This window comes from Wolbachia endosymbiont (group B) of Rhopobota naevana (genome assembly GCF_947250615.1).
Taxonomy (GTDB): Bacteria; Pseudomonadota; Alphaproteobacteria; order Rickettsiales; family Anaplasmataceae; genus Wolbachia.
This window is the reverse complement of sequence record NZ_OX366333.1, coordinates 1,423,089-1,442,627: the sequence shown is the minus strand read 5'-3', so window position 1 is coordinate 1,442,627 and position 19,539 is coordinate 1,423,089. Positions and strand designations below refer to the sequence as shown.

The following is a 19,539-nucleotide window of genomic DNA, read 5'->3' as shown; positions in this document are numbered from 1 at the left end:
ATTTGCAAATGAGGAGAGAGATAGCAACATTTAACAAATCATCAAACAATTGGTCTTCCGAAAATCAAACTTTATATAATTGAATATTAATTAAGTTGTTGGAGATGAGGAGAAAGAAGAAGTAGCAAACTACCAAAAAGCAGATACATTTGGTCCAATAGTTAGGTGATAATTGTAGCACTCAGTGGATTTTATAAAAATTAAAAACGTGAAAATTATAAGTGATGTTTTTAATGTGAATTGAAAGCGTATCAAATAGTGAATATAGAATTCCCTCAAAATGCAAAAAGGTGTATGAGCAAATCGAATAAGAAAAGTGAGGTTTTGCGCATCAACGTGTTATAATAAAGGTAAACTTGGTTAGTGCTGAAGCAATACTGCAAGTTTTAAAGGGAAAGAAGATTTAAAAGACAGTGTATGTTGCAATCGTAATAGTCGCTGACAGGTACTTTGAAACATAGCTGGACTATTGAAGTTAAAATTCTGGGCTGTTACTTAAAAAACGCATCCACTGAATTATTTATGCTAAAAAAAGCTTTATTAAAAAATGAAACAGAAGTGTAAGAAAGTTGCAAAACGTATAAGGTATTACTTGAAGCTACCTATCTGAAGCAACTGGAGCTTTTCAAGTTGCGAAAAATATTTTAAAATCTGAAAGAATGATGTGAAATTTTTTAAGTAAACCAGAAAGTATTCCACTATCGCGCTGAACAGCAAATTAGGCATTATATCATTTACTGTAAAAGCTCATATTTTACGTAATCAGAGCTAGGAATTTGAAAGGATAATTTCATTATACTTAACATGGAAACAAAGAGAACTATACAATCCCCTGCCTATCGTTTCTTGAACCACTCCCCTGAACGGGTACTTTTACTTTTATCAAACTATTCTCTTATTGTAATAAGTTGCTTCTATATTCAAATTTAGCAACTTCCCTCTAGGATTATCCTTATTTTGTTCTAAGTATTGGCTTTGTTCAAATGCCATTCCCCATTGTGTACGATAGCTAGACTTTCTATATTCATAAAAACTCTCTTCAGCATTATTTGTATCGAGCTTTTTATCTTGTTTTCTTATACTCTCTACCATCAAGCACCCACATCTATTAATTTATTTTAAAAAGTTTACTTATCTTATCATAAAAAATATAGCTGTAAATACTTTAGTGAAAATTTCTTCTTATTTTATCTTTCTTTAAGCAAATATTGAGGTCTTTTTGTAAATTTTTATAGCCTGCTTGCATAATGTTTTTATGGGTTAGTATTATGTAATAGTATCCTACATTACTTATATTAGAAATGCTAACTTTAGCTAGCATTCGTAATTGCCTTTTTATTTTATTTCTTTTTGCTGCTTTTCCGACTTTTTTACTGATAGCCAGACCTACTCTAATAACATGAATATACTTTTCAGGTTCTCTTTCTTTTATAGCATATAGTGATATATATACCCCTCGATAAAAAAGACTGTCAGGTGCTAATCTGTTTTTAAAAGCAAAGGAAAACTCTTTTTTTTTATGCTTACTATGCGCATAATTTATTACACCCTAATGAGCGACGCTTATTAAGAATTTTTCTTCCAGCTTTTGTTGACATACGTGAACGAAATCCATGTTTGTGCTTTTTTTTTAAATTTTTTGGTTGAAATGTTCTTTTCATTGTTTTTATATTAATATAACTATTTATTTTAAATTATTTTTCTCTATTGTCAAATAATGGTCAACTTCTATGGCATTCTTATTGAATAAAATTTGATATATGGAAAAATGAATTTAATTATAGGCGTACCTGTTTTACTAATCCTTTTATTTTGTTTGAGTAAGTTTCAAGCAGTAAGTAAAGTTAAGTCTTATATATATTTGAGTTGTATGTGGATGCTACCTTGTTTGTTAGCATTCTATGATGGTTATTTTATAACTTCTATTTCTATAGCGTTACTTTTTTTTATGCTGATTTTTATCTTTAAAGGTAAAAGAAATAAGATGGTAAAATTTTTGTTATTTATGGCTTTAGCAATATCACTTTTTATCACTTTATTTATAATGCTATCTATTTTTGTTCAGTCCATTTCTTTTTTTAATAAAGTAGCTATTTCAGAATTCTTATTTTGCTTAAAATGGAAGCATAATGTAGCTATTATTGGTGAAGGAGAGGTGGGGTGTTTTGGTATAGCGCCACTTTTAGTGGGGACATTACTTATAACTATTGTAGCAATGTTAGTTGCGGTGCCGCTTGGTTTATTTTCTGCAATATATATTAGTGAGTATGCGAGTGAAAAAGTGCGTTATGTTATTAATACAGCCTTACAGGTTTTGTCTGCTATTCCTACTGTTGTATATGGATACTTCTCAGTTGTATTTTTGTCTTTTTTTATAAAGCAGGTAGCGAATTTTTTTAATCTAAGTATACACTCAGAAAGTGCTTTGATTGCTGGTTTATCGATTGGAATAATGATTCTTCCTTTTATTATTTCTTTGCTTGAAGATGCTATAAGATCTGTTCCAAAAAGTTTACGTTATGGTTTTATGGCGCTTGGCGCAACACCAGCGGAAACTATATGGCATATAACAATACCTTATGCAATGCCTACAATTTTAAGTGCAGTTTTATTATCAATTTCAAGGGTGATAGGTGAAACAATGATTGTACTAATGGCTGTGGGAATCAATGCAAATTTGACCTTTAATCCTCTCAATTCAGTTACTACTATCACTGTACAAATTGCTACATTACTTACCGGAGATCAGGATTTCAATAGTGTGCAAACTCTTGCTGCTTATGCGCTTAGTTTGGTGCTGTTTGTTATTACTTGGCTATTGAATGCATTTGCACTATTTATAATGAAACGTAACTAGTAAGTGTTTTAATATTGCAAAATTTCTGTTAATAATATAAGATTTATTTTTTAGAAGTTCTTTTATAGAATTATAGTGTTAGGTGATGAAAGAGATGAATATAGGTAGAACGGTTAAGATAACTCAAGCAGTTGTTGATCTAAAATTTGAAGGCGAGTTACCTAAGATATTTAATGCTTTAAAAAGCAAACTAAAATGTAAGGGCAAGGAGCTAGTTTTAGAGGTTTCACAACATATAGGTGATAATATAGTTCGTTGCATTGCTATGGATAGCACAGATGGTATGTCAAGAGGTGATGAGTTTGTTGATACAGGTGCACCAATATCAGTTCCGGTTGGACGCTCAACTTTAGGAAGGATTTTTAATGTTGTAGGGGAGCTTATAGATGAGTGTGGTCCTTTAAAAGGAAAGTATAATTTAGAACCTATACATAGATCACCTCCAAGTTTTACTGAGCAGAAGATACAGGAAGAGGTTTTAGTCACAGGAATAAAGGTTATAGATCTTCTTGCTCCTTATCTTAAAGGAGGAAAAATTGGCTTATTTGGTGGAGCTGGTGTTGGTAAAACAGTTCTGATAATGGAGCTGATTAACAACATAGCAAAAGCTCATAAAGGATTTTCTGTGTTTGCCGGAGTAGGAGAGAGAACGCGTGAAGGTAATGATCTTTATAACGAGATGATTACTTCGAATGTAATAGATATAAATGAGCACGAAAAATCTCAAGCCGTTTTGGTTTATGGTCAAATGAATGAACCTCCTGGAGCAAGAGCTAGGGTTGCTTTAACAGCACTAACTATGGCGGAGTATTTTCGTGATCATGAAAATCAAGATGTTCTATTTTTTGTAGATAATATCTTCCGTTTTACTCAAGCTGGCTCTGAAATTTCTGCTTTGCTTGGAAGAATACCGTCTGCTGTTGGTTATCAGCCAACTCTTGCGACTGATATGGGCGCTATGCAAGAGAGAATAGCCTCAACTACTGCTGGTTCTATTACTTCTGTACAGGCTATATATGTTCCTGCAGACGATTTGACCGATCCAGCTCCAGCAACGACATTCTCTCATCTTGATGCAACCACAGTGTTGTCAAGGCAGATAGCTGAAATGGGTATATATCCTGCTGTTGATCCACTTGACTCAACTTCTCAGTCTTTATCTGCTGAAATCATTGGTGAAGAGCATTATAATGTGGCTTCTGAAGTGAAACGTATATTGCAAACTTATAAGTCGCTGCAAGATATTATCGCAATACTTGGTATGGATGAACTATCTGATGAAGATAAAATTATTGTTGATAGAGCTCGTAAAATTCAGAAGTTTCTTTCTCAACCTTTTCATGTTGCGGAGGTATTTACTGGCATGTCTGGCAAATTTGTTTCACTTTCTGATACTATTTCTAGTTTTAAAGGAATTATTGAAGGTAAATATGATCACCTGCCAGAAGCTGCTTTTTATATGGTGGGAAGTATAAGTGAAGCAATAGAAAAGGCTGAATCAATAAAAGCTGAAGTTGGAGCCGGACATTAAAGATTATGAACACTTTTAAGGTGCAATTTTTTTCTCCTGATAATCGAATTTCATTCGATGAAGTGGTTTCGCTTTCAGTGAATGGGCTTGAAGGAGAGCTAGTGATTTTAGCTTACCATTCTCCTTACTTAATTTATTTATTGCCTGGTATAATTACTGTTCAAATGAGTAACCAGACAAAGGAAAAAGTTGTAATTGATAATGGTATATTAGAGGTTGCAAATAATAATTGTAGCATTATAACGAATCAAATTCAGGTTTTTGATCATTTGACTCATGATGAGGAATCATTAAAAAATAAGAGAGTTGGTATATATTTAAGTTATCTTGATGTCAAATCTCTTTAGGGGCTCTTTTTGTGTTCAAGAAATGAGTTTACTCTTGTCATTCCCACTTCAAGTAGCTGACACACAACTGTACGAACATTATGGTTCAGGGAAGATGTCATTCCAGTATCTTCCTTCTTGTCATCCCAGTGCGTGACACTGGGATCCAGATATAAAAAGTATTTGAAAATTATGCAGTAAACAATAGTTCTTAAGGACATATGTCAAAAACAATGTCCAAAAACTAGATCCCAGTGTCTAGGCACTGGCATGACATTATTTATTATGTGCCGTATTGCAATGTTCGTACAGCTATGTCTCACACTACTCGGATGACAAGAGGGGCTACTTGAATAAAGAAGCCGCTGGTCTCATGTGCATCTTTAAACATTTTCACGCTGACTTTGGCTACACACCTTTGAGGGACTGCTGATTAAGTCTAGAAGTGAATTACAGTGATCGCTATGAAATGCGCTATCAAGGCTTAAAGACCTAGATTTTTTTTCTGAATCATCAATTTTCTCTGTAAGCTGGTAAAACATTTTTGAATTATTATCAAAAACTTCCTTTTTATTAACAAGTACTTGATCAATTACTGGACTTAACAGTTCTACTTGGCTATTTAAGTATTGTACTTTATCGTTTAGCTCTTTTTTTTCTCTTATTAATCTTTCAATCTCATCTTCATATTCTTTAAACTTTAATTCCAGTGATGGACGGTACTTATTAACTATTTCTTCTTCTATCTCCTGCCGTAATTGCCCTCTTATTGTCTCGATCTGCTCATCTTTAAGCTCTAGCTCGTTCTTTAACGTTTCAAAATCCCACGTTAGCTGATCTGCCTCTTGTTCATCAGATTCCAAATGTGCGTTATGCTCATTTTCTAAATTTTGTATTTGAGATTTATAACTCGCTATACACTTATCCCTTGCACTTATCATGTGTTCTGCTTCCTCTATCTCTTCCTCTTTTTTTTCAAACTGGTTCAATTTACCTTGTCGTTTCTCTTGTTCTGCATTAGCAGTTTTTAGCTTTTCCTTCAGTTCTTCTACCTTTTCTTCCAGTTCCTTATTTTTTCCATAAATTTCTTGAATTTTCTGCTCTTGCTCCTTATTGAGCTGGATTATTCGCTCATCTGTTTTACTCATTTCTTTCTCAAGTCTTTGTTCCTTTTCTTTACACTCAACTTGTAAATCATTGCACTGTTCCTCCAATTCCTCAATTTTTTGCTTAGCCTCCACGAGTTCTTGTTCTGATTCTACTTGCTTTGCTTTTAACATTTGATTTGCTTCTTTCAGTAATAATAACTCTTCTTTCAAATCTGATATTTGTTGTTCACTGCTTTCTTTTGTACTATTGCTATAGTGTTCTAATTGATCAAGCTTGTCTTCCAAACTATACTTTTCTTCTTTCAGTTGATTTAATTCCTCGTGCAATTTTCTTAACTCACTTATCAACTCTTCTTTTCCTGCATTGGCAACTTCCAGCTTTTTCTTCAGGTCTTTCTTTTCTTCATATGCACCTTCAAGTTCTTGCGCTCTTTCTTGCAGCTCTGTTGACATATTTGCTAGCTTTGCATTTTTTTGTGTCAGTTCAGCTTGCAATTTTGCATTTTTTTGCTTTTCTTCTCCAAGTTCATTCTGTAAATCACTATTATGCTTTTCAAATTCTTGCTTGGCCTCTTCGAGCCTATGCTGTAAATTGTTCCTCTGCTCATTTAATTCTCTAATTTCTTGCTCAGCTTTTGTAAGCTTTTGATCTAGTTGTTGTGAATTAACTTCTGTTTGAGTTGCAATTGCCTGAGTTGCAATCTGCTGTGGATTAACCTCTGATACATTGTTGCTAGTGAAAGAAAGAATAGGATTGCTTTTAGCATCATTTTCAAGATCTTTCATCTTTTCGTCTTGATTGATTACGATATGTTCGTTATTTTGCAGATTACTAACAGCCGGTGCAATGTTAGCATTTTTGTTCTTTTTCAATAATGCTTTTACAGCATCATGTAGAGAGAGGCCTTGAATATATAATTCCTCATTTTGTCTTATTAATTCCAAAAACTCCTCAGGTGGCGATTCAAAATCTTTACCATTAAACTGTAGTACTTTAGTTATACCAGAATTACTTACATTCATAACCATAGTACAGGTAAAAGTTTTCCCATCCTTGTCCTGCACAGGCCAAGTGCTTGTCATTTCATAATATGCACCCTCTTTAAATTCATAATGTCTTTCCTTACCTTTTCGGTAAGCGTATATGTCATGCTTTTTATCGCAATAGATATTCAATGTGCTAATATCCCTTTCTTGCTGTAAGATATCACTAATTCTTATTGGCTCACTTCTATTGTAATTAATAAGATTAATGTTTAACACTTTATCAGAATTGTTAGTTTCTACATAAAAAGCTCGAAGGTCTATGTCTTTGTCTCTAAAATACTTACTTACAGCTTTTTTTGCCTGATTTGCTAATTCTATAAAGTTTTTTTTAAAGCTCTTGTTGAAAGATAGATCTATATATGCTTGCTTAAAATTTTCATCATTTGTTAAATCCATGAGCAAGTCATAAACCTCCCATTTTTCCTGACAATGTTCTTCTAAAACAGTAATGCTATTTTTTCTTTTCAGCTCTGCTAATATGTTTTTCAATGTCGGGAAATTTGTTGACATAGTATACCCCTTGTTACTATTGTTCTGATAATATATTTACTTTAGGAGTGATTAACTCCTTTTATATTAACCTTTTTAGTTGAATTTAATTGCGAGCGTTAAACTCGAACTTAGTCATTTTGTTTATTGTTCCTCACTACCTATTTGTGTTACTATACTAATAGTAGCACTAAGTTTTAGGCTATGCAAGAATTTCTATTGAACGTAAAGCTAGTAAACTTCAGAAATTGGTTATGCTAATTTTGTTAATAAAATGCAACCAATTAAGGAAAGCGCTATACTGTGTCTCAGTGCAATATTTTCTTTCCTAACGGACTGAAAATTGAGTTGAGTTAAAAATCCGATTTTATTTAATACTTTTCAAAGATGACAATATTTTGTAAAAATAGGTTTTTAATAGGACAATAATATGGAAATTTTTCTTGATAGTGTTGATTTGAATGAAATTAAGGAGCTAAAAGAGTTCATTGATGGTATAACAACTAATCCTTCTTTAATAGCAAAATCTGGACATAAAGATAAGTACGAAGATTTAGTAAGCGAAATATGTTCTATTATAAAAGGACCTGTTAGTGTTGAAGTTGTTGCAGATAGCCATGAAGATATGGTTAAGGAAGGCCTTAAGTTAGCGAAAATCGCTAGTAATATCGTAGTAAAGTTACCCCTTACACATGAAGGATTAATTTCTTGTAAAAAGTTGTGGACAGAACATAAAATACCTGCTAATATCACATTATGTTTTTCTCCTGGACAAGCACTGTTTGCCGCTAAGGCCGGTGCTTGTTTTATTTCTCCCTTTGTTGGTCGCCTTGATGATATAAGCTATGATGGCTTATCGCTAATAGAAGATATATGCACTATATATTCTAATTATAATTTTAAGACAAAAGTTCTTGTTGCATCAGTAAGAAGTCCAGCACATGTAATAGAAGCTGCACGGCTCGGTGCTCATTCAATTACTGTGCCAGCAAAAATACTTAGACAGTTAATTAATCATCCACTTACTGATCAAGGGCTCGCAATATTTGAAAAAGACTGGGGCGTAAAACAATAAATGACATTGCTAAAAAAGACATAAAAACACAATAATTTATATAAAAAGGACATAGGTACCATCTGTCCTTTAAAGACATGTAGGTCAATGATATGCGTAATTCAGTGTTTTAAACATGATAGTCCTCCACTAATAAAAAAGATTGAGAAAAATGTATACAGCTACGACCGAAGTATAGCTAAAATATATTTTAACTGAAGATTATAGATTAGTTGAATTGAAAAGTCTGCAGACGAAGATAGATTCCGAGCTCTAAAACACCTTCACTGTGCATGGTAACAAAACTATTAGAGTTTGTCAAGTAATTTTTTATCGTAATTTTACGAACGTGCCATGCCAGTAATTATATCTAGTTAAATTTGTAAAGTAATACAGTGTTTTCGATAGTTATAAAAAAGCTGGATTTCAGTACTGGAGTAACATTTTGGAAATTGGGATGAAAAGAGGGAAAGTACTGGTTTGAAATTAAGTTTTCTGGATTCCAGTGCTGGAATGACAAGAGAGGAGCTCCAGGTACAGCTGTTACCTATAGAATGGCAGTACTAGAATGATAACAAACTGAATGACATATTTAATCTCTATACAGATGTACATCACGCACCGATTTCCATTCAAGGTAATGTCATTCCAGCATTGGAATCCAGTTAGATTTGCGAGTATAAAAGTAATACAACATTTTTGATGATGGAAGCCATTACTAGGATAACAAGAAAGGAAGTGCTGATTTCAGTGTTTATACGTTAGCCATGCATCTAAAAATTTATAAACAAAAGATTACACTTCACAACTTTGTGATGGAATAAGTTTTTCAATGCTGTTGACGCAAAACTCAGTTGTATTATTAGCTATTTCATCGAATTTATCATTTATATCCTTACCTATTTTTTCATCTTTAATATATTCATACAGAGCTAAAATAGCTATAGTTGAACATATTGCGATGAAACCAACTTTTGCTGTAATAAGTAATGATATCCCACCTGCAAGTATGGACACTGCTCCAATAGCTAGGTTTATAATTTTATTTTGTGTTGATTGATTCTCTTTATCCTCTAAAACGTTTGATATTGCTTTTGAGGCAATTTTTATTGCTATTGCTGTAGTTGAGATTATAACAAACATCATAGCTATTTTTGCTAAGAGAAAAATTGATGGTAGCATTATTACAAGAAACAGTGAAGCACCTCCTATAAATAACCATTTCTCATTTATTTTTTTAGACTGATCTGTATTATTAGGCATTGCAACCCTCCACTTTCATTAACAGTTTATTCATATAATATGAAACATGCGATAGTCAAGATGTTTTTGTGTGGAGAAGCTTGCGATTGAGTTTTGAAGAGCTTTAGCTTTACAAGATGGTAGATTTGGTGATTATCGTAAGATTCTTGCAGTCATTTTAGTGGGAAGAATTTGTAAAATATGAAAAAATAACCGCCAGAAAATTGGAAACGCTATAACTTTCTTTCCTTTAAATATACTTTTTAAAATATATGCTGCAGCTTTTTCTGGCTCCCATATGAAGGGAAGTGGTTTATTAGACTTAAACATATCTGTTTTTACTGGCCCTGGCATTATGGTGATAAACTTTGTGCTACTGTTAGCATATTGGATTTTTAGTGATTGAAAACAACTTGTTAGTGCTGCTTTGCTGGCACAGTATGCAGAAGCATGTGGTGTTGCATGCATAGCAACAAGAGAAGATATAACCGCAAAAGTTGCCAAGGAATTATGATGAATCCATTCTTCAATCCAGTTGATAACTCCAAAATAATTGGTTTCAAATGTTTTTCTATGAATGTTGGTATGAAACTTATCTTCTATTTCGCCACATCCTGCATTAAGAAAAAAGAGATTTGGTATAATATTTTGCTTTTTTAAAAAATCAGACGAGTTTTTAATATTTTCACTTTTGCTTACATCACATGTTATAGGTAAAAAATTACTACCTAATTCTTCTTTTAATTTTTCCAGTTTTTCAGTGCGCCTTGCAATGCCAACCACAAATCATCCATCTTTAATGAGCAACCGTGCTAGACTTTCTCCAATGACAGATGATGCTCCTGTAATGAGACAAGTTTTTCTATCCATGTGAATTTATATAACATGAAGTATGAATGTAATGACTATTGCCTATTCACACAAGTTAAGTTTGCTATAATTTTGCTAAATAATAAAAAAAGAAAGCTACTTATAATTTTGAATTTTATATAAACTTAAAGGGAAGTTTAGTATTTGCTTACTTGTAATTTAAAATTCTTATATAATATTTTAAATGAGTTGAGAGAATTAAATGCAGGATGCAGCTTTAGTTTTACAAGATGGCAAGTGCTTTTTGGGAAAATCGGTAGGTAAAAGAGGCAAATGTATAGGTGAAGTTTGTTTTACCACTGGTATGACCGGGTATCAACATACTATAACCGATCCTTCTTTTACTAATCAAATCATAGCGTTCACTTTTCCTCATATTGGTAATGTTGGAATAAATCATAAAGATAATGAAGGAGAGAAAATTTTTGCAAGTGGTGTGGTTATGCGTGAACTTTCTCCTATGTCTCACTCTTCTTCATATATTAGTTTAAATGATTGGTTGGAGAAAAATAATGTAGTTGGGATATCGGGAATTGATACTAGAGCTTTGACGACATATTTGAGAAAACATGGATCTCAAAATGGAATGATATGTCCGTCAAGTGAGGCACATATATTAGATGAATTGAAGAAATACAAATCTGTAAATGGAATAGAAATAACTAAGAAAGTCAGTTTAAGTAATAACTTTCAAAGCGCTCTTAATGCAAAATATAGGGTTGTAATTGTTGATTTCGGTGTAAAAAATAGTATAATCTCACGCTTAGTAGAACTTGATTGTACGGTTGAATTAGTCAAACCAGATACAGGTTTTGCTCACAAAATATTAAGCATGAATCCAGATGGTATAGTGCTTTCAAATGGCCCTGGTGATCCACAAGAGATAGGAGAGAGTGTAACTTCAGAAATAGAAATTATTGTGAAATCTAAAATACCAGTTTTTGGAATATGCCTGGGCCATCAATTACTTGCAGTTACTTTGGGAGCAAAGACTGTCAAGATGGATATTGGTCATCGAGGGAGTAATCATCCAGTTTATGATCTGGAGAGTAAAAAAGTTGAGATAACTAGCCAAAATCATGGTTTTGTTGTTGATTCAGCTTCTCTTCCAAGTAACGTTGAAGTTACTCATATTTCTCTATTTGATAATAGTGTAGAGGGGATAATGATGAAGGATTACCCAGTCTTTTCTACTCAATACCATCCAGAAGAAGCGCCAGGTACACATGATTCACATTATTTATTTGGGCGTTTTATTGACAATATTTTATTATATAAAAGTAAAATCTAACTGAAATCAGTTAGATTAGCTTTTATTACTTGATCTTTTGGATTTGGATGTTTAATATTAGGAATAATAAAACTTAAGTTAAGGTAGTGTTCTCTTAACAGATTTTTGTGGAGGAGTGACCGAGTGGTTAAAGGTAACAGACTGTAAATCTGTCCGCATTGCGTACGTAGGTTCGAATCCTACCTCCTCCATTGTGCGGGTATAGCTCAATGGTAGAGCTCTAGCCTTCCAAGCTAGTGACGTGGGTTCGATTCCCACTATCCGCTCTTTTTTTTGTTGTATTTATATGAAATCAACATATTATTTATTGATGTATTTGTATTTTAGGTAGAAGAGTTAAGATTATGACAGCGATAGTAGAAGCATTTGGAAAGCCGCATGTAAACGTGGGAACGATAGGACATGTGGATCATGGGAAGACAACGTTAACAGCGGCGATAACAAAGCATTATGGTAATTTTGTAGCATATGATCAAATAGATAAAGCGCCAGAAGAGAGAAAGAGAGGTATAACAATAGCAACAGCGCATGTTGAATATCAAACAGAAAAGAGACACTATGCACACGTTGATTGCCCTGGACATGCTGATTATGTAAAGAATATGATAGTAGGTGCAGCACAGATGGATGCAGCGATATTGGTAGTGTCAGGGGTTGATGGGCCGATGCCACAAACGAGAGAGCATATATTGCTGGCAAAACAGGTGGGTGTTGGATATATCGTGGTATATATAAATAAAGCTGATGTTGCTGATGCTGATATGATAGATTTGGTAGAAATGGAAGTGAGAGAGTTGCTGAGTAAGTATGGATTTCCAGGTGATGAAGTGCCTGTGATAGTTGGGTCTGCGTTAAAAGCATTAGAGGATGATAATAGTGAGTATGGAAAGAAATCAATAGATAAATTGATGGAGAAGTTAGATGAGTATGTGGCAGTACCTCCAAGGCCTGTAGATTTGCCGTTTTTGTTGCCAATAGAAGATGTATTTTCAATATCGGGCCGAGGGACGGTAGTAACAGGAAGAATAGAGAAGGGGGAGATAAAGACAGGGGATGATATAGAGATAATAGGTCTGAAAGCGACGCAAAAGACGACATGTACTGGTGTTGAGATGTTTAAGAAGTTGCTAGATAAGGGAAGTGCAGGACTCAATGTAGGAATACTACTAAGAGGAACAAAGAGAGAAGAAGTGGAGAGAGGGCAAGTATTGGCAAAACCAGGGACAATAACCCCGCATAAGAAATTTAATGCGGAGGTGTATATATTGAAGAAAGAAGAAGGAGGAAGGCATACACCATTTTTTGGAAATTATCAGCCACAGTTTTATTTAAGGACAACGGATGTAACTGGGAGCATAAAATTGCTAGATGGAAAGGAGATGGTAATGCCAGGGGACAATGTAAGTATAGAAGTGGAGTTGCAAGTACCAATAGCAATGGATAAAGGATTACGTTTTGCGATAAGAGAAGGTGGTAGAACTGTTGGTTCTGGCGTTGTTTCGGAAATTTTAGAATGAGTATAATAACTAAGATGAAGCAAGATATATATATTAGAATCAAAGCTTTCGATTGTTCTTTGTTGGAAAAGTGTATTCGCGAGTTTATTGATCAATTAAAGCAGTTTAATGCAGATTTATCTGGTCCGATTGCGTTGCCAAGAAAAGATTCTAAATTTACTGTTAATAGGTCTCCTCATGTTGATAAAAAATCTCGTGAGCAATTTGAAATGAGAATTTCTAAGCGGTTAATTATTGTGCATAATCCTACTTCTACTATGATGAAGATGCTTGCAGATTTATCTTTTTCTGCTGGTGTAGAAGTGGATTTAAAGGTTAAGGAAGTTAATATTTAGGAAAAGGAAATGAAGAGAATAAATTCGCTTAGGAGAATTGGTTTGTTAATGACGAATGTTGGCCATACTGCTATGTATTTTGATAATAGTCGCATGGCTGTAACCTTATTGCATCTCAGCGAAACTTATATTATCGATATAAAAGGACAAGATAAATGTGGCTACAATTCAGTCATTTTAGGCACAGGAGATTTAAAAAAAATAGTAAAACCTCAGTTGGAATATTTAAAGAAAAAGGGTATAAATAGTAAATGTAAATTATACGAAAGTAGATTAACTGATCTATTCGGAATAGAATGTGGTAAAAAGGTGGGGGTTAATCATTTTGTAGTTGGTCAATATCTTGACATTGCGGGTTATTCTTTAGGTAAAGGGTTTGCTGGTGTGATGAAGCGGCATAACTTCAGTGGGCTTAGGGCATCTCATGGCGTTTCTATTGCTCATAGATCACAAGGTTCTACTGGTCAATGTCAAGATCCTGGTAGAGTATTCAAGGGGAAGAAAATGGCTGGTCATTTAGGTAATAGCAGAGTAACTGTACAGAATATGAAAATATTATCCATTGATTATGAAAATAGCATAATTGCTGTAAAGGGTAATAATGTTCCTGGGTTTAAAAACTCTTATGTTTTTGTGAGAGATGCAGTTAAAAAGCCTTTACATAAAGATGTTCCTTTTCCAGCAGGTCTGCTGTTGAATATGAGTGATGATGCTAATAATTTGGTGAGTTAGTTATGGAATGTGAATTAGTTGATCTATCTAATAATAATGTAGGTAGTGTTGAGCTTAATCCCTTGATATTTTCTGCCAAGCAAAAATTGAGTATTTTGCATGATATAGTGAGATGGCAATTAGCAAAGAGAAGAGTTGGTGCTCATAAAACAAAGGGTATCAGTGATGTTTCTGGTACAACAGCTAAGCCGTATGGTCAAAAACGTACCGGTAGGGCGAGACAGGGGAGCTTGCGATCTCCTCAGTTTAGAGGTGGTGGAATTATTTTTGGTCCTGTTGTGAGGAGTCATGCTTATTCTCTTAATAAAAAAGTACGTAAATTTGGTTTGAAAATTGCTTTATCTCTAAAATATTTAAATAATCAAGTTATTGTTCTTGATAGTTTGAATGTTGATGTGAAGAAAACATCTAAAATGTGTGAATATATTAAAAATTTTAAATTTTCTTCTTTTTTAATAGTTGGTGATTATGGAGATGATTTGTTACGTGCTGCTAAAAATTTGCATTATGTAGATTTAATCAAACCTATTGGGTTAAATGTTTTTGATATATTGAATCATGAATGCGTGATGTTAACAAAAGACACTTTAAAGCATCTTGAAGGTAGATTGTTATGATTAAATATAATAATATAATAAAATCTCCTGTAATCACAGAAAAGGCTTCTCTTTTAAGAGAGAAGTTTAATAAATACTCTTTGTATGTTTCTGTAAATGTAAATAAGCGTCAAATAAAATCGGCAATAGAGTCTTTATTTAATGTCAGAACTTCTTCTATAAATGTTATTAGAGTTAAACCTAAATATAGACGTTTCAGGGGTGTGGTTGGTTGTAAAAAACAGAGAAAAAAGGTTTATTTTTCTTTGATGGATGGTCAAAAATTAGATATAATGAGCGTTTAATATGGGTATGAAATTTTTTAATCCTGTTACTCCGTCTTCTCGTGGGACTATATTAATAAGTAAAGTTGGTTTATCAAAAGATAAGCCGGAGAAGTCTCTTGTATTTGGTAAAAAATCCAGTGGTGGAAGAAATAATCATGGTAGAATTACAACTCGTCATAGAGGTGGTGGTCACAAGAAGAAGTATAGAGTTATAGATTTCAAACGTAATAGAAGTGATCAGGGTATAGTTGAGAAAATAGAGTATGATCCAAATAGAAGTGGGTTTTTAGCATTAATATCATATAAGGAAGATGATACTAAATCTTATATATTAGCTCCTCAAGGTATGAAGCCTGGTGATGTTGTGACAGCTGGAGATGATGCTGATATTTTGCCAGGGAATTGTTTACTACTCAAGCATATACCTGTTGGTTCTTTCGTTCATAATGTTGAGCTGAAGCCAGGTAATGGTGCTGCGATTGCTAGAGCTGCTGGTTGTTATGCACAAATCGTTGGTCGTGATGGCCAATATGTTTTATTACGACTCAGGTCTGGTCAAATTAGGTTGATTTTATCTTCTTGCAAGGCTACTATTGGTGTAGTATCTAACCCTGACCATAAGAATAGAAAGTTGGGTAAAGCTGGGAGAAGTAGGTGGCTTGGGATTAGACCTACTGTACGTGGAGTTGCAATGAATCCGGTTGACCATCCTCATGGAGGTGGAGAGGGAAAAACTTCTGGCGGTCGTCATCCTGTTACTCCTTGGGGTGTTGCAACAAAAGGAAAAAAAACTAGGAAAAAAAATAAATCTAGTGATAAGTATATAAAAAAATTGAAAGGTTAATTTATGAGTAGATCTGTATGGAAACCACCTTTTTTACACCCATCTGTACTAAGATTAGTTCAGAGAGCTTTAAAAGAGGGTTCTATTAATAAGGTGATAAAAATTCATTCCAGGGCTTCTGTAATTCTTCCTAATTGTTTGGGTTTAAAATTTGCTGTTTATAATGGTAAAGATTACATTCCTGTTAGTGTTGATAATCAGAATATGATAGGTCATAAATTCGGTGAATTTTCACCTACTCGTAAATTTACTGGGCATGGTGGTGATAAAAAGGCAGCAAGAAGGTAGGCAATTGATATGAAAAATAGGGATATAATAGTTGAGGCTGGTTCTAAGGTTTTAAGATCAACTCCTCGCAAATTAAATTTGGTTGCTGATTTAGTGCGTAATAAAAAAGTTTCTTTTGCTAATGTACAATTAAGATTTTGTGAAAAAAAGGCTGCCGGTTTTATAATGAAGGTGTTGAATTCTGCAATTGCTAATGCTCAAAATAATTATGGATTGAACGTTGATAATTTATATATAAAGGAAATTTTAATAGGTAAGTCACTTACTTTGCGTAGAGTATATCCAAAAGCTATGGGTAGGGCTAATAGAATGAGCAAATTTTATAGTAATATAACTATAAAATTGAAAGAAATTGTATGATTTATAGAAATGGAAAATTAATAAGGAAAGTGTAAAAATATGGGACAGAAGGTTAATCCTAAAGTATTTAGATTGCAAATAAATAGTAATACCTGGGATTCTGTTTGGTGTGCTACGGACGATTATAAACAGAAATTGCATCAAGATCTATTTATTCGCAGTTATATAAATGAATCCTTTAAGCATGCTGGTATTTCTAAAGTAACTGTAGAGCGTACAGTTACTTTAGTGTCTGTAATAATACATTCTTCTAAACCTGGGGTTATAATAGGTAAGAAAGGTTTGGATGTTGAGAAGATAAAGCAAAAAATAGCTAAAAAAGTAGAAAGTAGTGTCGAAGTGAATGTAGTAGGAGTTAAAAAGTCTGAAATAGATGCAGTTTTAATATCAAGGAGTATTACACATCAGCTAGAAAAAAGGATTTCATGTAGAAGAGCGATGAAAAAAGCTATTCAAAATTGTTTGAAGATGGGTGCTGAGGGTATTAAAGTAAGTTGCTCTGGGCGTCTTGGCGGAGCTGAAATAGCTCGTACTGAATGGTACAAAGAAGGTCGTTTGCCTTTACACACTTTGCGTGCTAATATAGATTATGCTTTTTGTGAAGCGAAGACTATATGTGGTATTATAGGAGTTAAAGTTTGGGTTTATGTTGGTAGTTAAGGTATATTGAAATGTTTGTTCCCAAAAAGAGTAAATATAAAAAGGTATTTAAGGGGAGAATTAAGGGTAATGCTAAGGGTGGTAGCACGCTGTCTTTTGGAGATTATGGATTAAAAGCTATGGAAGTAGGTAAGGTTCAGTCTAAGCATATTGAAACTGCAAGGCGTGTAATATCTAGAACGTTAAAACGCTCTGGTAAAGTGTGGATAAGAATTTTTCCTGATACCCCGGTTAGTAAAAAGCCAGCAGATGTACGTATGGGTAAAGGGAAAGGTAGTGTTGAATTTTGGGTATTTAAAGCTAAGCCCGGTAGGGTTTTGTTTGAAATTAGTAGTGATGTTCCCATGCATTTAGCAAGATTGGCGCTTGAAAAAGCGACTGCTAAGCTTCCTATGAAGTGTAAATTTATATCTAATCATAATTGAATGGAGTTGCAATGGATATAGTTAAATTTGAATCAGAATCTTCACAAGGATTACATGAACTTCTTGTGAATTTGAGGAAAGAATTTGTTAATTTGGCTTTTCAAAAAAAGCTGGGCCAGTGCAACAATTTTTCGCGTTTTAGCTTAATAAGAAAGAGCATAGCTCGTAGTCTAACTGTATTAAATAGAAGAAAGAGAGAGGGAAAAAATGCCTAAGAAGGTTTTTTGTGGTGTCGTAACTAATGCTGAGTCTGATAAGACTGTAAAGGTTTCGGTGTTACAAGTGTATAAGGATAGGCTGTATAAAAAAGTTATTAAAAAATACAAGAAGTATACAGCACATGATGAGAATAATAGTTGCAAAAAGGGAGATAGGGTTTTAATACAGGAACATAAGCCTATTTCTGTTACTAAAAAATGGGTTGTTATCAATAGCTAAAAAGGAATAGGTATTTATATGATTCAAAAAAATACATTGTTAGAAGTAGCTGATAATTCTGGTGCGCGTGCAGTGCTTTGTATTGGCTTGTTAGGTGGTAGGAAATCTGCATCTGTAGGTGATACGATTATTATATCTACTAAGTCTATTAACCCAAAAGGTAAAGTTGAAAAAGGAAAAGTATATAAAGCAGTTGTTGTTAGAGTAAAAAATAGTGTTAAGAAATCTGATGGTTCTGTAATTCGTTTTTCTAGCAATGCTGTGGTTTTAATTAATGCTCAAGGTGAACCACTTGGCACTCGGGTGTTTGGTCCAGTAAAAAAGTTGTTATCTGGTTCTTTTATGAAAATAATGTCATTAGCTGATGAGGTTTTATAATGAGTGCTAAAATAAAAAGTGGTGATGATATTATAGTTTTAACTGGTAAAGATAAGAGAAAAATTGGTAAGGTAATCAAAGTTATAATACGTGATGCTAAAAAGAAAGTAGTTGTTTCTGGCGTAAATGTGTGTAAGAGACATACTAAACCAAGAGCTGGTAGTGGTGGTATATTGAATAAAGAGTTAGCTATTGATGTATCCAATGTTGCAATATTGGATCCTAAGTGTAAAACTCCAACTAAAGTAGGATTTAAGATTATAGATGGTAGAAAAGTGCGTTTTGCAAAAGTTTCTGGAGAAGTGATAGATTAGGTTGATATGTTTAAACAATTGTATAAAGATAATATAGTAAAATCCTTAAAGGATAAGTTTAATTACGGCAATGTAATGCAAGTGCCTAAACTTGTCAAGGTGTGTATCAATATGGGCGTTGGAGATGCTGCTACGGACAATAAAGCGATAAATGAGCCATTTGATAATCTACATTTGATTGCTGGGCAAAAGCCTGTGTTAACCTTTGCAAAAAAATCTATTTCTGGTTTCAAAATTAGAAAAGGTGCAACTGTAGGTTGTAAAGTGACTTTGCGTAGAAATAAAATGTATGAATTCTTAGAAAGATTAATATATATTGCTTTGCCAAGGGAAAAAGATTTTAGAGGGTTTAGTGTGAAGCAATTTGATGGTCATGGTAATTTTTCCCTTGGTATCAAGGAGCATATATCATTTTTAGAAATAGACTATGATAAAATAAGTAAAATTAGAGGTATGGATATTAATATTATAACAAGTGCAGTTAGTGATAAGGAAGCAAAGGAATTATTACTGGCTCTTAAATTCCCTTTTTTTGATAATTGAGAGAAA

26 protein-coding genes, 2 tRNA genes and 1 pseudogene are annotated in these 19,539 nt (G+C 33.4%); 23 read left to right on the top strand and 6 right to left on the bottom strand.

What is annotated here, in order from left to right:
* Nucleotides 1–39: 39 nt before the first annotated feature.
* Nucleotides 40–850: pseudogene (locus OOL01_RS06995) on the top strand (IS66 family transposase); the annotation flags it as partial.
* A gap of 32 nt (nt 851–882) precedes the next feature.
* Here the strand turns inward: OOL01_RS06995 and OOL01_RS06990 are convergent.
* The 3 genes from OOL01_RS06990 to rpmH form a co-directional block, all read right to left on the bottom strand.
* Complete coding sequence (locus OOL01_RS06990; RefSeq protein WP_264686664.1) at nt 883–1,092, bottom strand: hypothetical protein; 210 nt, start codon at nt 1,090–1,092, stop codon at nt 883–885.
* 73 nt (nt 1,093–1,165) lie between these two features.
* Complete coding sequence (rnpA, locus tag OOL01_RS06985; RefSeq protein WP_080589533.1) at nt 1,166–1,543, bottom strand: ribonuclease P protein component; 378 nt, start codon at nt 1,541–1,543, stop codon at nt 1,166–1,168.
* Entirely contained in the window at nt 1,527–1,661 is a 135-nt protein-coding gene (gene rpmH / locus OOL01_RS06980; protein WP_010404613.1) for a 50S ribosomal protein L34, read from the bottom strand. The genes rnpA and rpmH overlap by 17 nt, the downstream gene beginning before the upstream one ends.
* Nucleotides 1,662–1,768: 107 nt before the next feature.
* On the opposite strand from rpmH, the gene pstC reads away from it, so the two are divergent.
* The 3 genes from pstC to OOL01_RS06965 all read left to right on the top strand — a co-directional run bounded on the left by pstC (nt 1,769) and on the right by OOL01_RS06965 (nt 4,735).
* Nucleotides 1,769–2,857 carry a phosphate ABC transporter permease subunit PstC gene (gene pstC, locus OOL01_RS06975; protein ID WP_264375924.1) on the top strand — a complete coding sequence of 363 codons (1,089 nt, stop codon included), beginning with the start codon at nt 1,769–1,771 and terminating at the stop codon, nt 2,855–2,857.
* Between the two features lie 94 nt (nt 2,858–2,951).
* The gene (gene atpD, locus OOL01_RS06970) at nt 2,952–4,388 is read left to right on the top strand and encodes a F0F1 ATP synthase subunit beta (protein WP_029237661.1); all 1,437 of its coding nucleotides are present in this window, start codon (nt 2,952–2,954) and stop codon (nt 4,386–4,388) included.
* Nucleotides 4,389–4,393: 5 nt separating this feature from the next.
* Nucleotides 4,394–4,735: a F0F1 ATP synthase subunit epsilon gene (locus tag OOL01_RS06965; protein ID WP_010404622.1), complete on the top strand. Its 342-nt coding sequence runs from the start codon at nt 4,394–4,396 to the stop codon at nt 4,733–4,735.
* Nucleotides 4,736–5,097: 362 nt separating this feature from the next.
* Here OOL01_RS06965 and OOL01_RS06960 read toward each other — a convergent pair whose 3' ends face one another.
* Nucleotides 5,098–7,380: a coiled-coil domain-containing protein gene (locus OOL01_RS06960; protein WP_264686663.1), complete on the bottom strand. Its 2,283-nt coding sequence runs from the start codon at nt 7,378–7,380 to the stop codon at nt 5,098–5,100.
* A 409-nt stretch (nt 7,381–7,789) separates the two neighbouring features.
* Here OOL01_RS06960 and fsa point away from each other — a divergent pair, with 409 nt between their 5' ends.
* The gene (gene fsa / locus OOL01_RS06955) at nt 7,790–8,434 is read left to right on the top strand and encodes a fructose-6-phosphate aldolase (RefSeq protein ID WP_007302527.1); all 645 of its coding nucleotides are present in this window, start codon (nt 7,790–7,792) and stop codon (nt 8,432–8,434) included.
* 774 nt (nt 8,435–9,208) lie between these two features.
* On the opposite strand, the gene OOL01_RS06950 is transcribed toward fsa, so the two are convergent.
* Together OOL01_RS06950 and OOL01_RS06945 are read right to left on the bottom strand one after the other, a co-directional pair.
* Nucleotides 9,209–9,676, bottom strand: a complete 468-nt coding sequence (locus OOL01_RS06950) for a hypothetical protein (protein ID WP_010407187.1) — start codon at nt 9,674–9,676, stop codon at nt 9,209–9,211.
* Between the two features lie 132 nt (nt 9,677–9,808).
* Nucleotides 9,809–10,438 carry an SDR family NAD(P)-dependent oxidoreductase gene (locus tag OOL01_RS06945; protein ID WP_264686662.1) on the bottom strand — a complete coding sequence of 210 codons (630 nt, stop codon included), beginning with the start codon at nt 10,436–10,438 and terminating at the stop codon, nt 9,809–9,811.
* Between the two features lie 289 nt (nt 10,439–10,727).
* Between OOL01_RS06945 and carA the strand changes: the two genes are divergently transcribed.
* From carA to rplE, 18 genes are all read left to right on the top strand, one after another.
* On the top strand, nt 10,728–11,816 hold the full coding sequence (carA, locus tag OOL01_RS06940) for a glutamine-hydrolyzing carbamoyl-phosphate synthase small subunit (RefSeq protein WP_264686661.1): 1,089 nt from the start codon (nt 10,728–10,730) through the stop codon (nt 11,814–11,816).
* A gap of 109 nt (nt 11,817–11,925) precedes the next feature.
* Nucleotides 11,926–12,007: transfer RNA gene (locus OOL01_RS06935), tRNA-Tyr, on the top strand.
* Nucleotides 12,008–12,011: 4 nt separating this feature from the next.
* A tRNA-Gly gene (locus OOL01_RS06930) sits at nt 12,012–12,082 on the top strand.
* 78 nt (nt 12,083–12,160) lie between these two features.
* Nucleotides 12,161–13,333, top strand: a complete 1,173-nt coding sequence (tuf, locus tag OOL01_RS06925) for an elongation factor Tu (protein ID WP_264686636.1) — start codon at nt 12,161–12,163, stop codon at nt 13,331–13,333.
* 14 nt (nt 13,334–13,347) lie between these two features.
* Complete coding sequence (gene rpsJ / locus OOL01_RS06920) at nt 13,348–13,668, top strand: 30S ribosomal protein S10 (RefSeq protein WP_012482004.1); 321 nt, start codon at nt 13,348–13,350, stop codon at nt 13,666–13,668.
* A gap of 9 nt (nt 13,669–13,677) precedes the next feature.
* The gene (gene rplC, locus OOL01_RS06915) at nt 13,678–14,400 is read left to right on the top strand and encodes a 50S ribosomal protein L3 (RefSeq protein ID WP_264686660.1); all 723 of its coding nucleotides are present in this window, start codon (nt 13,678–13,680) and stop codon (nt 14,398–14,400) included.
* A gap of 2 nt (nt 14,401–14,402) precedes the next feature.
* Nucleotides 14,403–15,017: a 50S ribosomal protein L4 gene (gene rplD, locus OOL01_RS06910; protein WP_006012216.1), complete on the top strand. Its 615-nt coding sequence runs from the start codon at nt 14,403–14,405 to the stop codon at nt 15,015–15,017.
* On the top strand, nt 15,014–15,301 hold the full coding sequence (locus tag OOL01_RS06905; RefSeq protein ID WP_264686659.1) for a 50S ribosomal protein L23: 288 nt from the start codon (nt 15,014–15,016) through the stop codon (nt 15,299–15,301). Before rplD ends, OOL01_RS06905 begins: the two co-directional genes overlap by 4 nt.
* 1 nt (nt 15,302) lies before the next feature.
* Nucleotides 15,303–16,127 (top strand): 50S ribosomal protein L2, encoded by an 825-nt coding sequence (gene rplB / locus OOL01_RS06900; RefSeq protein WP_264686658.1) that lies wholly within the window; start codon nt 15,303–15,305, stop codon nt 16,125–16,127.
* Between the two features lie 3 nt (nt 16,128–16,130).
* Entirely contained in the window at nt 16,131–16,415 is a 285-nt protein-coding gene (rpsS, locus tag OOL01_RS06895) for a 30S ribosomal protein S19 (RefSeq protein ID WP_264686657.1), read from the top strand.
* 9 nt (nt 16,416–16,424) lie between these two features.
* On the top strand, nt 16,425–16,775 hold the full coding sequence (gene rplV, locus OOL01_RS06890) for a 50S ribosomal protein L22 (RefSeq protein ID WP_007302537.1): 351 nt from the start codon (nt 16,425–16,427) through the stop codon (nt 16,773–16,775).
* Nucleotides 16,776–16,814: 39 nt separating this feature from the next.
* Nucleotides 16,815–17,435 (top strand): 30S ribosomal protein S3, encoded by a 621-nt coding sequence (rpsC, locus tag OOL01_RS06885; RefSeq protein WP_007302538.1) that lies wholly within the window; start codon nt 16,815–16,817, stop codon nt 17,433–17,435.
* A gap of 11 nt (nt 17,436–17,446) precedes the next feature.
* On the top strand, nt 17,447–17,860 hold the full coding sequence (gene rplP, locus OOL01_RS06880) for a 50S ribosomal protein L16 (RefSeq protein ID WP_006012233.1): 414 nt from the start codon (nt 17,447–17,449) through the stop codon (nt 17,858–17,860).
* Between the two features lie 11 nt (nt 17,861–17,871).
* Entirely contained in the window at nt 17,872–18,075 is a 204-nt protein-coding gene (gene rpmC / locus OOL01_RS06875; RefSeq protein WP_007302540.1) for a 50S ribosomal protein L29, read from the top strand.
* Nucleotides 18,068–18,298: a 30S ribosomal protein S17 gene (gene rpsQ, locus OOL01_RS06870; RefSeq protein WP_010404696.1), complete on the top strand. Its 231-nt coding sequence runs from the start codon at nt 18,068–18,070 to the stop codon at nt 18,296–18,298. The genes rpmC and rpsQ overlap by 8 nt, the downstream gene beginning before the upstream one ends.
* An 18-nt stretch (nt 18,299–18,316) precedes the next feature.
* Nucleotides 18,317–18,676, top strand: a complete 360-nt coding sequence (gene rplN / locus OOL01_RS06865; RefSeq protein WP_264686656.1) for a 50S ribosomal protein L14 — start codon at nt 18,317–18,319, stop codon at nt 18,674–18,676.
* The gene (rplX, locus tag OOL01_RS06860) at nt 18,676–18,990 is read left to right on the top strand and encodes a 50S ribosomal protein L24 (protein ID WP_406718418.1); all 315 of its coding nucleotides are present in this window, start codon (nt 18,676–18,678) and stop codon (nt 18,988–18,990) included. Before rplN ends, rplX begins: the two co-directional genes overlap by 1 nt.
* A gap of 6 nt (nt 18,991–18,996) precedes the next feature.
* Entirely contained in the window at nt 18,997–19,533 is a 537-nt protein-coding gene (rplE, locus tag OOL01_RS06855) for a 50S ribosomal protein L5 (protein ID WP_264374629.1), read from the top strand.
* Nucleotides 19,534–19,539: the final 6 nt, after the last annotated feature.